The sequence below is a fragment of the Actinomadura chokoriensis genome (genome assembly GCF_041463665.1).
Classification (GTDB): domain Bacteria; phylum Actinomycetota; class Actinomycetes; order Streptosporangiales; family Streptosporangiaceae; genus Spirillospora; species Spirillospora chokoriensis_A.
This window is the reverse complement of sequence record NZ_JAXCEJ010000014.1, coordinates 42,783-55,557: the sequence shown is the minus strand read 5'-3', so window position 1 is coordinate 55,557 and position 12,775 is coordinate 42,783. Positions and strand designations below refer to the sequence as shown.

At 72.3% G+C, this 12,775-nt stretch carries 15 protein-coding genes; 10 read left to right on the top strand and 5 right to left on the bottom strand.

The window, feature by feature from the left end:
* Positions 1-223: 223 nt before the first annotated feature.
* A complete protein-coding gene (locus tag SM418_RS21555; RefSeq protein ID WP_371943208.1) occupies positions 224-1,057 on the bottom strand; it encodes a UTRA domain-containing protein in 834 nt (277 codons plus the stop codon).
* Positions 1,058-1,300: 243 nt separating this feature from the next.
* On the opposite strand from SM418_RS21555, the gene SM418_RS21550 reads away from it, so the two are divergent.
* From SM418_RS21550 to SM418_RS21505, 10 genes are all read left to right on the top strand, one after another.
* Positions 1,301-1,696, top strand: coding sequence for a hypothetical protein (locus SM418_RS21550; protein WP_371943209.1), 396 nt, complete (start codon positions 1,301-1,303; stop codon positions 1,694-1,696).
* Between the two features lie 11 nt (positions 1,697-1,707).
* A complete protein-coding gene (locus SM418_RS21545; protein ID WP_371966106.1) occupies positions 1,708-2,454 on the top strand; it encodes a hypothetical protein in 747 nt (248 codons plus the stop codon).
* 80 nt (positions 2,455-2,534) lie between these two features.
* Complete coding sequence (locus SM418_RS21540; RefSeq protein WP_371943212.1) at positions 2,535-3,830, top strand: FtsK/SpoIIIE domain-containing protein; 1,296 nt, start codon at positions 2,535-2,537, stop codon at positions 3,828-3,830.
* A 96-nt stretch (positions 3,831-3,926) separates the two neighbouring features.
* On the top strand, positions 3,927-4,256 hold the full coding sequence (locus tag SM418_RS21535) for a hypothetical protein (protein ID WP_371943213.1): 330 nt from the start codon (positions 3,927-3,929) through the stop codon (positions 4,254-4,256).
* Between the two features lie 140 nt (positions 4,257-4,396).
* Positions 4,397-5,839, top strand: a complete 1,443-nt coding sequence (locus SM418_RS21530; RefSeq protein ID WP_371943214.1) for a replication initiator — start codon at positions 4,397-4,399, stop codon at positions 5,837-5,839.
* Positions 5,829-6,047 (top strand): hypothetical protein, encoded by a 219-nt coding sequence (locus tag SM418_RS21525; RefSeq protein ID WP_371943215.1) that lies wholly within the window; start codon positions 5,829-5,831, stop codon positions 6,045-6,047. The genes SM418_RS21530 and SM418_RS21525 overlap by 11 nt, the downstream gene beginning before the upstream one ends.
* Entirely contained in the window at positions 6,044-6,487 is a 444-nt protein-coding gene (locus SM418_RS21520; protein ID WP_371943216.1) for a DUF4282 domain-containing protein, read from the top strand. The genes SM418_RS21525 and SM418_RS21520 overlap by 4 nt, the downstream gene beginning before the upstream one ends.
* The gene (locus tag SM418_RS21515) at positions 6,480-6,761 is read left to right on the top strand and encodes a hypothetical protein (protein WP_371943218.1); all 282 of its coding nucleotides are present in this window, start codon (positions 6,480-6,482) and stop codon (positions 6,759-6,761) included. Before SM418_RS21520 ends, SM418_RS21515 begins: the two co-directional genes overlap by 8 nt.
* Before the next feature lie 355 nt (positions 6,762-7,116).
* Complete coding sequence (locus tag SM418_RS21510; RefSeq protein ID WP_371966105.1) at positions 7,117-7,317, top strand: helix-turn-helix transcriptional regulator; 201 nt, start codon at positions 7,117-7,119, stop codon at positions 7,315-7,317.
* Positions 7,314-8,765 (top strand): tyrosine-type recombinase/integrase, encoded by a 1,452-nt coding sequence (locus SM418_RS21505; RefSeq protein ID WP_371943219.1) that lies wholly within the window; start codon positions 7,314-7,316, stop codon positions 8,763-8,765. Before SM418_RS21510 ends, SM418_RS21505 begins: the two co-directional genes overlap by 4 nt.
* 96 nt (positions 8,766-8,861) lie before the next feature.
* Here the strand turns inward: SM418_RS21505 and hisC are convergent, their stop codons facing one another.
* The 4 genes from hisC to SM418_RS21485 form a co-directional block, all read right to left on the bottom strand.
* Positions 8,862-9,941 carry a histidinol-phosphate transaminase gene (hisC, locus tag SM418_RS21500; RefSeq protein WP_371943220.1) on the bottom strand — a complete coding sequence of 360 codons (1,080 nt, stop codon included), beginning with the start codon at positions 9,939-9,941 and terminating at the stop codon, positions 8,862-8,864.
* Between the two features lie 126 nt (positions 9,942-10,067).
* Positions 10,068-10,340, bottom strand: a complete 273-nt coding sequence (locus SM418_RS21495) for a DUF6401 family natural product biosynthesis protein (RefSeq protein ID WP_371943221.1) — start codon at positions 10,338-10,340, stop codon at positions 10,068-10,070.
* A 50-nt stretch (positions 10,341-10,390) separates the two neighbouring features.
* The gene (locus SM418_RS21490; protein ID WP_371943222.1) at positions 10,391-11,065 is read right to left on the bottom strand and encodes an NUDIX hydrolase; all 675 of its coding nucleotides are present in this window, start codon (positions 11,063-11,065) and stop codon (positions 10,391-10,393) included.
* An 81-nt stretch (positions 11,066-11,146) separates the two neighbouring features.
* On the bottom strand, positions 11,147-12,499 hold the full coding sequence (locus SM418_RS21485) for a flotillin family protein (RefSeq protein WP_371943223.1): 1,353 nt from the start codon (positions 12,497-12,499) through the stop codon (positions 11,147-11,149).
* Positions 12,500-12,775 lie beyond the last annotated feature (276 nt).

Here is a 12,775-nt window from a genome sequence, read left to right as displayed (position 1 = left end):
GCTGGGGGCCTTCGGCCGTCGCCGACCGTCACCGGTAGGGCCGCGGCTCCCTTTTCGTGGCGGCGTCCGGGCCGGTCGAATGGCCGTTAGGCCACCCCGGAGGGGCGAACGGTAGAGAGTTCAGCCGGCGCGGCCCGCGCAATTCCAGCTTAGGCGGTGTCGGCGTGGGGGCCGCTGCCCGGCTCGCGGCGGGCTGCGCGTGTGCTGCGGGTGTGGTGCGGGGTCACGTGACCGGGTGGCGGTCGGCGTGGATGGTGGTGGTCTCGGGCCACACCGAGACGGTGTGATCGATGGGGGTTCCGGTTGCGGTGTGGGTGGTGGTGGCGCGGGTGAGGACGTAGGAGCCGGGGGGCAGGTGGAGGGCGGGGGCCTCGTACTGGGTGGCGGGCCGCGTGTGGATGTGGCTGGTGCCGGTGGCGGGCCGGTGCCCGGTGTGGGTGGCGAGGTTCTCGGTCCAGGTGCCCGGTAGGACGTCGGGCTGGGCTAGGGGGCTGTCGGCGGGCACGCCGGGTGTGTAGCTGGTGCGCAGCTCCAGGGGGATGTTTCCGGTTGGGTCGGTGATGAGTCGGCGGCGGGCCATGACGGGGTGTCCGGGGCCGTCGATGTTCAGGGCGTGGGCGACGTCGGGCGGGGCGGGTTCGTAGGCGACGCTGACGATGCGGACGGCTGAGAGCTGGTCGGGGATGGCCCCGCCGATGGCGACGGTGTGCACGGGGCGCGGCATCGGCTGGGGTGCGGGGGCTTGAGGGAACGCGGGGGGCTGATCGGGGAGGGTGGTGTCTCCAAGCGGGGCGCGGGTGTCGGTGGCGGGGGCGTAGGTCTCGGTGTGAGGGTGGGCGGTGCCGGGAGGGAAAGCGCCGGTCGGGCCTCCGGTGGAGGTGTAGCCGCGTGTGCCTTCGGAGATGGCCCACCCCTCTTGTGTGAGCTGGGCGAGGACTCTGCGGCTGGTGCGGGCCGAGACCTTCCAAGCCTGCTGAATCTCGGGGTTGGTGGGGAGGCGTGCGCCGCGCGGGTACTGGCCTTCGAGGATGGCGCGGACGATGGCGTCGCGGATCACGGTGACCAGTTGGGGTGAACTGCCGGTCTGGCCGGATGCGCCGTTAAACGTTTCCCTGTGTCCCATTGTGGCCATGCCTTACCCGTTGTGATCAGCGGCTTTGTGTCGCTGTGCGGCTCCGATGACAACCCTAACGTACCGAGTTCGGTCCGCCTAGGTTTACGAACGTGCCCACATCGGGACACTCTTGGCATGACTCGTACCGAACTCGGTACGAAAGGCGAGAGTTGCGGAGGTGGGCGCGTGCAGTTCCAGATCGGTATGGAGAAGCTGGCGTTCTTGGTGGCGGACGCCCCGGAACAGCGCAAGGAGTTCGAGTCCGGCGCACTGCGCACGGACGCCGAGGGGCGGCCCCTGTTCCAGGTGCGGCTGCTGGCGATGGACGGCGAGCAGAGTGCGCCGATCAAGGTCGGGCTGGTGGGTGACCCTGGCGTGATGCAAGGCCAGTTCGTGACGCCGGTCGGTCTCACCCTGAATGTGGTGGACAGGCGCGGGGACTCGGTGACGTGGTGGACGGCTGAGCGTCTGGAGCCTGCGGGAGCGCCGGGCGGTGCTGCGGCGGGCGGGCCGCGCGGTGCGGGCGGCGGCAAGGCGGCGGGGGCCTCCTCGGCTGCGGCGGGTAGGGGCGTGGGCGAGTGAGCGGGCAGGGCGTGAGCGGTGCGGGGGCTGGTGGCGGGGGCGTGTTCGGGCGGCTGCTGGGCGGTCCGGCGATTCCGGCGGGCGTGGTGGCTGCGGTGGGCGGCCGGGAGAGCGGCTGGCCGTATGGGGAGTGCGCGTACGTGGTGATGGTCGGGGCTTCGGGTCCGGCGCGGCTGCATTACGCGCTGACCGACCCGGCGGGGCCGACGTGGCTGCGGCTGGCGGAGGCGGGCGAGCGTCGGCGGCGGCGGGCGCTGGCGGGTGTGCTGCGCTCGGGTGTGCTGGAGAGTGCGGGGCCGCGTGGCGCGCGTGCCGGGCTCGGTACGGGCAACGGTGCGGGGGCCGGTGCCGGGGTCGGTACGGGCGGGTGGCTGCATGTGGCGGCCGGGTACCGGTCGGTGTGGACCGATTTGCCCGCTGATGGGCGGGTCGGCGGGGTGGCGGTGCGTGATCTGGTGGTGGGGCTGGTGCCGGGTCGGGTGTGGGAGGAGTTGCACGCGCGGCGGGATGAGGCGTGGCGGGCGTGGGCGCGGCGGTCGGGAGCGGTGCCGATGCCGGGCCTGGGGGGAACCGTCCCCGGCTCCAGCGGCTGCGGGGACTCCGGCGGCGGGGGCGGGTTCGACCCGGATGCGACCCGGCATGAGCCGGTGGAGCAAGGGCCGTGGGATACGCCGGTCGCCGGGCGGCGCGCGGAGCGGGGGCCTGATGAGGGCTGGCCCGGTATCCGGCACGGCGGCGGGATGGGCGGTGCGTGGTGACCCGCTCGCAGCGGTTCGCAGGGGTATCGGCGCGGGGCCGGGTGGGGTTGCCGCCGGTCCTCCAGCGGCCGGAACTCCCGGTGCGGGCGCGGCTGACGTTCGGGTCGGCGCTGCTGCTGTGGGTGGTGCGTCCTAGCTGGCTGTGGCGGCGTGAGCTGGCCGCGCTGGGCGTGCTCGCGCTGGTGGCGGCGGCGGGATGGCAGGGGCGGGGCTGGGTTGGCGCGGTCGTGGCTCCGGCCGAGGTGGCGGTGATCGTGGGAGTGGTGCCGTGGTCGCGTCGGCGGGCGGCGGCTGCGTGGCGGCGGGCGCGGCTGCGGCGGCAGTGGGACCGCTCGTGCCGTTTCGCGGGCCTGACGACGCCCAATGATCGGATTCCGCGTATCCGGCGGGATCGGCGGGTGCCTGCCGGTGATCGGCTGGTGGTGCGCGTGCCGCGTGGCGCGACGGTGGATGACCTGGCGGGGGAGGCTGAGCGGGTGGCGGCCGTTCTGCGGGTGCGTGAGGTCCGTGTGGGCCGGGACGTGGAGTGCGCGCCCGTGGCGCACGTGGACATCGTCCGGCGGGACCCGTGGGCCGGGGCGGGGCCGTTGCGGTGGCCGTGGGTCGAGGCGGCGCGGCGCTCGGTGGCCGATCCGGTGCCGTTGTGTGTGGATGACATGGGTGAGCCGGTGGCGGTACGGCTGCCGGGCAAGCACTTCCTGATCGGGGGTGAGCCGGAGTCGGGCAAGTCGGCGGCTTTGAGCCTGATCTTGGCGGCGGCTGCCCTCGACCCCTTCGCGCAGATCTGGGGGTGGGACGCCAAGATCGTTGAGCTGGGGCTGTGGCGGCCGGTCATGACCCGGCTGGCAGGCAACGACATGGACGTGGCCATCGCGCAGCAAGAGGACCTCATTCAAGAGATGGACCGGCGGTATGAGGTGTTGGAGGCGGCGGGGCGGCGGGAGCTGCGGCCCGGTGAGGCTCCGCTGATCCTGGCCGTCACGGATGAACTGCGGTTCTACTCGGCGAACAGCGACAGCAAGGCGGCCAAGCGCTACAACTCCCTCGGTGAGGATGTGGCGGCGCGGGGCCGGGCGGCGCTGATTGCGCAGGTGTCGGCGACGCAGAAACCGGCCGGGACCGTGGTGCCTACGACGTGGCGTGACCTGATGGCGCTGCGCTTGGCGATGCGGTGCACCACGCGGGACGCCTCCGACACGATCCTTGGCGCGGGGATGGCGAGCGCCGGTTACGACGCCTCTGAGATCGACATCGCGACGCGCGGTGTGGGGTGGCTGTACGCCGAGGGCGGGTTTCCGCGCCGGGTGCGGTCGTACTACCTGGACGACAACGACATCCGGTCGATCGTGGCGCGGGGCGCGGCGCTGCGGGCCTGACCGGGTTCCCTTCTCTCCTTCTCTTCTTCTCAACCTGGGGCCTCGCGCGGCGGGGTCGGCGGCAGCGTGCCCGCCGCGCGAGGTCCCCTCCTCCTGATGGGAGCGAACACGATGGCGTACGTGTCAACAGAGTTGGCGGCGCGGGTGTGTCCGTGCGCGGCGGCGGTGGCGGGCCGGGTGTACCCGGTGGAGCGTCCGGCGGGGCCGGTGGACGACCGGTTCTCGGCGGCGGTGGTACGTGAAGTAGGTGACGTACTGGGCTCCTTCGGGTTCCCGGTGATCGAGGACGACTCGGCGGACTGGTACGCCCTGTCGTGGTGTCTGTGGCGGTTCGTGTACGGCTACAGCGGGCGCGGCCGTCACGGCGGTGACCCGGCGGGCGACTCGGCGGGCTCGGACGGTGCGGCGGGTGGTGTGCGGTGGTGAGCGGTAGCCGGCGGGATGGCCGCAGGTCACCCCGGAGGGGCGGAGTCCTGCCGGCCACCGCGCCCGGTGCGCGCATGGGGCGAGTGGCGGGGGTTTCGGGGTCGGCTTCGGGTGTGGTGCGGGGTGGGGTGCTGGCGGGGATGCTGGCGCGCGTCGCCGATGGTGACCAGTGGGGGGCGTGGTCGCGTCAGGTGGCCCACACCGGGCATTGCTCCCGGCCGGTGCGGGTGCGTGGGGGCGCGACGGTGGTGGACACGCGCACGGGTGAGGTGCGGGCGGAGTGGTCCAGCGGCGGTGAGCCGGATGGGGTGTTGTTGCTGGCGTGCGGGGATCGGCGGGCGGCGGTGTGCCGGTCGTGTGCGGAGATCTACCGGCGGGATACCTGGCAGTTGATCGCGGCGGGCCTGCGGGGGCGTGCGCCGCGTCTGGCGGGGCGGGTGGATGCGGTTCCGGCGTCGGTGGCGGGGCATCCGGCGGTGCTGGCGACGTTCACCGCGCCTTCGTTCGGGGCGGTGCATCGCGCGTCGTCGGAGGGGCCGTGCCGGGAGCGGCGGGGGCCGCTGGTGTGCCGTCACGCGGTGCGGGCGTGGTGCGACGCGCGGCACGGGCCGGATGATCCGGTGGTCGGTCGTCCGCTGTGCTGGGACTGCTACTCCTACACCGCTCACGTGCTGTGGCACGCGGCGGTGCCGGAGCTATGGCGACGCACGGTGATCTACCTCTACCGGGCGCTGGCGCGGATCGCCTCCGAGCGCACGGGGGTCGCGGTGAGCGTCCGGCAGGTCCGCACGCTGGTGCGGGTGAGCTACGTCAAGGTGGCCGAATACCAGCGGCGTGGGGCGGTGCATCTGCACGCGGTGATCCGCCTGGACGGGGTGGACGGCGGGGAGCGGTCGGCGGTGGTGGCTCCTCCGGACTGGGCGGACGGCAGCGCGCTTGCGGCGGCCATCGGGGACGCGGCTGGGCGGGTCGGCGTGCGGCTCCCGGACATCGGGGCGCATGTGGGCGGGGTCGCGCGGTGGGGTTCGCAACTCGAGGTGTCGCCGGTCTCGGATCCGGGGCGGGCGGCTGGCTACTTGGCGAAGTACGCCACGAAGACGGCGGCGGACACGTTCGCGGGGCTGCCCGCGCGGCGGTTCTCCGCTCGGGCGGCGGGCCGGGTGCTGCGGCGGGTCAACAACCCGCACGTCTCGCTGCTGGTGTCGGCGTGCCTGCGGCTGGCGGAGCGTCCGGAGTGTGCGGGGTGGCGGCTGGCCGAACACGTTCACAGCCTGGGGTTCGCCGGGCATTTCGCGACCAAGAGCCGGTGGTATTCGGTGACGCGGGCCACGCTGGCGGCGGTGCGGCGGGCCTGGCGAACTGAGCGGGCACGCGAGCAAGCCGGGCGGGCGGGGCCTGACCCGTGGGCGGAAGCGGCCAGCGACGGCGGCGCGGTGATGGTGCGCGACTGGCGCTTTGTCGGGTCGGGCTGGGCGCGGCTGGGTGACAGTGATCTCGCCAGGACGCTCGCGCGCGATCACGCGGCGGCGCGGGCGTTCGCGGATATCGCGACCACGGCGCGGAGGGGGGCCGATGATGGCTGACGCTGTGGTGGTGCTGGTGGCCTTGGCGGCGCTGCCCATCGTGATCCGGCTCGGGTTCGGCGGGGGCGGGGGCCGGGTGGTGCTGCGGTTCCGGGTTCCGCTGCGGCACCGCTACCCGCGCTTGTGGTGGTCGGGAGTGTGGATCGGGTTGCTGGTGGTGCTGCCGGTGGGGTGGCTGGGGTCGTCGTGCGGGTGGTGGGGGCCGTGACCGGCGGTCCTGAGCGTGCGCCCGGCGTGCTGCGCGGGCTGGCCGATGTGGGGTTCACGACGATGGTCACTCCGCGGCTGGTGGGCTGCCTGTATGTGGCGGCGGCCGGGGTCATCGCCTGCGGGTCGCTGGTCGGGCTGCTGCTGGTGTGGTCGGTGGCGGGCTGGGCGGGCGGCGGGTTCTGGTGGCTCGCGCCGCTGGTGGTCGCGGCCGGGGTCGCCGGGGTCCTGGCCGCGCGCATCGGGTGTGAGTGGGTGCTGATGGCCTTCACACGCGGCCGGGCCATCGAGCCGCACCCGCGTCCGGTTCAGCCAGAGCAGGCGGCGCAACAGCGGCGGCCGGTGCCACCGGTTTCGCGGTCGCGGCCACCGTTCCCCCCGCCTGCGGCACGTCCGATGAACTCCCCTCAGCAATGGCCAGGAGGTAGCGGCGATGAGTGAACAAAGGATGCAGCCGGAACAGGCGCGGCCGGTAGGGACGGCGGTGCTGGTGCGGGCGGTGCTGGCGGCGGTGGCTGTGGCGGCGGCCGGGGCGCTGCTGGCGGGCGGCCTGCGGCTGGGGCGGCTGGCGCTGCGCGTGACGGTCCGTGCGTTGCGGGCGGTGTGGGCGCACTGGTTGCGGGTGTGCGGGGCGGTGCTGGTCGCGGCGTCGGTGGCGGGCCTGGTGGCGACGGTGGTGGTTCCGGCGCTGATCGCGGTCACGGGCGCATGGTGAACGGGTGCGGCCCTGCCTGTGTTACGGGGTCCTGCCTGCGGGGCGGCGGCCGGTGGGCGCAGGCAGGGTCGCACGGCAAGGACGCGCCGCGTAGCGGCTCGATAGGTGTAGGAGCGAGCCTCAAGCGGCGCAACACGGCGGGTGCGCGCGATGGCCGACCCCGAGGTGATCGGTCGGGGTGGCGGGTGGCCGCCGGCCGCAACCCCATGCATTCCAGCGACTTTAAGTCAAGGGCTGCATGCGGCAATTCTGGGGCATGAATTGGCCGTTACCGGTCGTTGATCACCTTTCCCGTGTTCTGTATTTCTGTTGGCCCGTCGCTGGCCCGTGTCGGCAATTTCCGGGGTGATTGGTAATGGTCTCCGTCGATGTCATGTCGGTCCGTGATGTGGCCTGTGAGCTGCATGTAGCGCGTTCTACGGTGTATCGGTGGCTCGCTACAGGGCGCGGCCCGAAAGCGTTCCGCCTGCCGAACAATGAGCTGAGAATTGTGCGCGCAGATTTCATAGAATGGCTTCACAAGCTCGGAACGGACGGAACGGAGTTGCTTCGATGATCAAAGCGCAGGACGTTCAATTCTGGCAGATCCGCAAGCGTGCGAACAGGCGCAAGCCGTGGGAAGTGCGGTGGCGCGTGGATGCCGCGCAGTTCTCCCGCTCCTTCCTGACCAAGGCACTCGGCGAGACCTACCGGGCGGGCCTGGTGGCGGCGGCACGCAACGGTGAGCTGTTCAGCCTGGCGACGGGTGAACCCGTCTCCTGGGAGCGCACGAGCGAAACCTTCTACTCCCTGGCGCGCTCCTACGCGGCGATGCGGTGGGCGGACTCTCCAGCCAACTCCCGCAAGTGCACCGCTGATCAGCTCGTCCCGGTCACGCTGGCGCTGCTGGACCCGCGCAAGGCCAAGCGGAACCGTCCCGCTGATGCGCTGCTGCGGCGGGCGCTGCGCTCGCACGCGTTCATCCCTCCCACCTGGGAGCGGCCCGTGCCCGATGACATCGCCTCGGCGCTGGCGTGGCTGGCGGACGCCTCCCGCCCGGTGGCGGACCTGACCGATGCGGAAGTGATCCGGGATGCGCTGTCGGCGCTGGCGCTCAACATCGACGGCACCCGCGCGGCGGCCAAGACACTGGCGCGGCGGCGGGGCGTCTGGCACACCTGCATGCAGTACGCGGTAGAGCGCAAGCTCCTGGCGGTCAACCCGGTGACCGGGGTCAAGGGCGCGCGTGCCCGGATCACCGACGCGGTCGACCCGCGCGCGGTACCCAACCTGGAACAGGCGCGGCGGCTGGTGGCGGGCTTGGCGGGCCTGACCAACGGCAAAGGGCGCGGACCGCACATGGCAGGCTTCTTCGCCACGCTGTACTACGCGGGGCTCCGTCCCGCTGAGGCGCGGCACCTGCGCGGCGATGACCTCACCCTGCCCGCGTCCGGCTGGGGCACCGCCACCCTGTCGGGCAGCACTCCCGACGTGGGCGACAAGTGGACCGATGACGGCGGCCAGTACGACCAGCGCGCGCTCAAGCACCGCCCGGCCGGTGCCGTGCGCATCGTCCCGCTTCCCCCGGTCCTGGCCGCGCTGCTGCGCGCACACCTGGACCGCTGGGGGACGGCTCCGGACGGGCGGGTCTTCTTCGACACGGCGGCCGGTGCCGACTACGCACCGATCACCAACGTCATGTACGGGCAGTTGTGGCGGCGAGCGCGGGCCATCGCACTGACCGACTCCGAGCAAGCGGCGGACCTGGCCAAACGGCCCTACGACCTGCGGCACGGCTGCGCGTCACTGCTGCTCAACTCCGGCGTTCCCGCAACCGAGGTCGCGCGGCGGCTGGGACACTCCCTCACGGTCCTGATGTCCACATACGCGCACTGGTTCACCGGCATGGAGCAAGAGGCCAACCGGCTCATCGACGCTGCTCTAAGCGGCCTTCAGCCCTCCGGGGACGGTCCCATCGGTGACGGGCTCCCCACGGGCCAAACTCCCAGAAATGCGAACGCGTAGCCTCGTCTCCGCAGGTCAGCGACCTAAAGAGACGAGACCACGCATTCGCCGCAAGTCAACGAGGTAGCGACCCGGTCGACGTTCGTGGACACCGCACTAGTTGCGGTGGGGGAAGGACTTGGCCACTGCCAGGAAGGCGTCGTTCTCCTCGGGGGAGCCGATGGAGACCCGGGCGCCCTCGCCTTCGAAGGGGCGGACGCTCACACCCTGCGCGTCGCAGGCGGCGGAAAATTCCATGGTGCGTTCGCCGAGGCGCAGCCAGACGAAGTTCGCCTCGCTGGGCGGAACCGTCCAGCCGTCGGCGAGGAGGGTGTCGCGGACGCGGTCGCGTTCCTTCACCGTGCCTTCGACGCGCTCCAGCAGTTCGTCGGCGGCCTTCAGGGACGCGATGCCGGCGGCCTGCGCCACCGAGTTCACGCTGAACGGGAGGAAGGTCTTGCGGATCGCGCCCGCCACGAGCGGGTGTCCTACCAGGAAGCCGATGCGGAGGCCCGCGAGGCCGTAGGCCTTGGAGAACGTGCGGAGGATCGCGAGGTTCGGGCGGTCGCCGTAGAGGGTGAGGCCGTCCGGAACCTCGTCGTCGCGGATGTACTCGCGGTACGCCTCGTCCAGCACGACCAGGCAGTCGGCGGGGACGCGGTCCAGGAACGCCTCGATCTCGGCCCGCCGGACGATCGTGCCCGTCGGGTTGTTCGGGTTGCAGATGAAGATCAGCCGGGTCCGCTCGGTGATCGCGTCCGCCATCGCGGGCAGGTCGTGCGTCTCGTCCTTCAGCGCCACCTGGACGCCCGCCGCCCCCGACAGCGACACGAGCAGCGGGTACGCCTCGAACGACCGCCACGCGTACACCACCTCGGCGCCCGGCTCGGCGACGGCCTCCAGCAGCATCTGCGTCATGCCGACCGAGCCGCAGCCCACCGCGACATGGTCGGCGGGGACGCCGCAGAACGACGCGATCGCCTCGGTCAGCGCGGTCGCGTTGTTGTCGGGGTAGCGGTTGACGTTCCGCGCGGCCTCGCCGATCGCGTCCACGACCGACGGCAGCGGGCCGTCCGGCGACTCGTTGGACGACAGCTTGAACGAGCGGCCCTCGGGCGACACCACGACCTTGCCGGGCTTGTAAGCCACGAACCGGTCGAGGACGGAGCGGAAGCGCGGAGTGGTTGCCTCGGACACCGTTGTCCTCCAGATCGCACAGAAATGACGGTCCCCAGCCTAGCCGGGGCATTCCGGGCGGTCAGGAGGCCGGGCGGCGACCCGACCCGTCACGCTGCCGCGCACGACCACCGTCCGCGAGGCGGGTCACCGGGCGCCGATCATCCAGCAGACGGCGACGATCCGGACGAACTCCCAGTCGTGCGGGTCGTCCGGCCACCAGCCGCGCCTGAAGGCGTCCTCGGCGAAGCCGTGCAGGTAGTCCATCAGCTCGTCGGCGCCGGGCGAGCCGAGTTCGTCCCGCAGGGTCGCCACGTGCTGGTCGACGGCCGCCGCGAGCCCGGGGGAGCCGGCCATCTCCGCGATGCCGGCGGCGCCGATGTCGCGGACGAGCAGGCCGAGCGCTTCGTCACCGTTCATAAGGGCCGAAAATAGCAACCGGGCCGCGATGCGCACGCCATCGCCCGAGGTCAGGGGCGCGGACGCAGCATCGGGGGGCGCAGCTGCTCGGCGTCGCCGCGCCGGTACAGCCGGGCCGGACGGCCGCCGTCGCGCGTCGTCGTCCGGTCGGTCGGGATGAGGAACCGGTCGGCGCCGGTGACCTTCCGGTGGAAGTTGCGCGGGTCGAGGCTGGTGCCCCACACGATCTCGTAGACCCGGCGCAGCTCCGCGACGGTGAACTCGGGTGGGCAGAACGCGGCGGCGAGGGAGGTGTACTCCAGCTTCGCCCGCGCCCGCTCCATGCCGTCGCACAGGATCCGCCGGTGGTCGAACGCGGCCCGGTCATGGTGGACGAGTTCGTCCACGGCCGTCCACAGCACCTGCGCGCGGCTGGACGCGGGCAGGTCCGGCGCGAGCCCCAGGTAGGCGACGCTCACCACCCGCTGCCGGGGGTCACGGTCGGGGTAGCCGTAGGTGGCGAGCTGCTCCAGGTGGATCCGGACGTCCGCGAGCCCGGCCCGCTCGGCCATCAGGCGGGACGCCGCGACCGGCAGGTCCTCGTCGAGCTGGATGAACCCGCCCGGCAGCGACCACGCCCCGTCATAGGGCGCCCTGTCCCGCCGCCACATCAGTGCGCAGAGGCGCTGCTGCCGCACGGTGAGCACGACAAGGTCGACGGAAACGGCAAGCCGCGGCACGGACATGAGAACGAACTTAGCGGGAGTGACCGTCCCCTAACGCCAAGAAGGCCCGGCCGGGGCCGGGCCTTCCCACCATGATGCGGGTCAGTCCTCCTTCGGGACCTCCACCACGGGGACCTCCACGGCGGGCGCGGCCGGGGCGTGGCCGTTGTGCCCGTTGACCGCGGGCTGGCCGTTCAGGTTGGCGAGGAGCTGGCGGGCGACGCCGAGCCCGGTGCCGCCGAGCGTCAGCGCCTTGGCGAGCATGTCCTCGATGCCTTCGGCGCCGTTGAGCACGACCATGTTGTCGACGTTGCCGAACACGCCCGCGCCGGCCTCGACGATCTGCGGCCACTGCTCGGCGAGCTGCTGCGCGATGACGGCGTCGGTGTTCTTCGCCAGCGCCTCCGCGCGGGCCTTGATCGCCTCGGCCTCGGCGAGACCCTTCTGCCGGGTCGCGTCGGCCTCGGCCTCACCGAGCAGCCGGATGGCCTCCGACTCCCGCTGCGCCTTCAGCTGGACCTCGGTCGCCGCGGCCTGGGCGTAGGAGATGCGCTCCTCGCGCTCGGCCTCGGCCAGCTTCACCTGCTCGTACGCGCGGGCGTCGGCGGGCTTGCGGATCTCGCTCTCCAGCCGCTTCTCGGTCCGCTCGGCCTCCAGCTCGGCGTTGCGGGTCTCCTTGAGGATGACCTCCTGCCGGGCCTGCTGCGCGGCCTGCTGCACCTGGCCCTCGTACTCGGCCTTCTTGATCTCGGTGTCCCGGATGACGGCCGCGTTCTGCCGCTCGGTCTCCTGCTCGCGCTCGGTGGCCTCCTGGTTGCGCTCGGCCTCGGCGATGCGGGCGGCGGCGGCGACCTTGGCGGCGTGCGGGCGGCCCAGGTTGGTGATGTAACCGGCCTCGTCGTGGATCTCCTGTATCTGCAGGGAGTCCACGACCAGGCCGAGCTTGCTCATCTCGTCGGCGGCCGAACCGCGGGTCTCGGACGTGAGGCGCTCGCGGTTGAGGATCAGATCCTCGACGGTGAGGTTGCCGATGATGGAGCGCAGGTGGCCGGTGAACAGCTCGTGGATCGCCCCGTCCATCGACTTCTGCTGCTCCAGGAAGCGGCGCGCCGCGTTGGCGATCGACACGAAGTCGTCCCCGACCTTGTAGATGACCACGCCGCGCACCTTGACCGGGATGCCCTGCTGGGTCACGCAGTTCACTTCGAGGTTGGCCGCGCGGCTGTCGAGCCGCAGCCGGCGGGAGGTCTGGAATCCGGGCAGGACGGCGGTCCCCTTGCCGGTCACGATCTTGAATCCGAGGCTGTCCACGCCGTCGATCGGCTTGGACCTGGCACCGAGTCCGGAAATGATCAGAGCCTCGTTCGGCTCGGCGACCCGCCAGACCATCTTGAACAAGATGATCAACACGATGAGGGCGACGACGACGGCGATCGCCAGGGCGAGCACGGGCATGCGGCCTCCTCTTCATTTGTAGGTGCGGCCGGCTCACGTCCCCGCCCGCGTCTGCACCTCAGACGCGCGAGCCGCACGGCCGGTTCTCCCGGCGGATGGCCTCTTTGTGCCACCGTCCCGAGCGACCCTCGCGGGGGACCGTCACGGGGGACCGTCACGGGGGCACGGTCACGGGGGCACGGTCACGGGGGCACGGTCACGGGGGCACGGTCACGGGGGCACGGTCACGGGGGCACGGTCACGGGGGCACGGTCACGGGGGCACGGTCACGGGGGC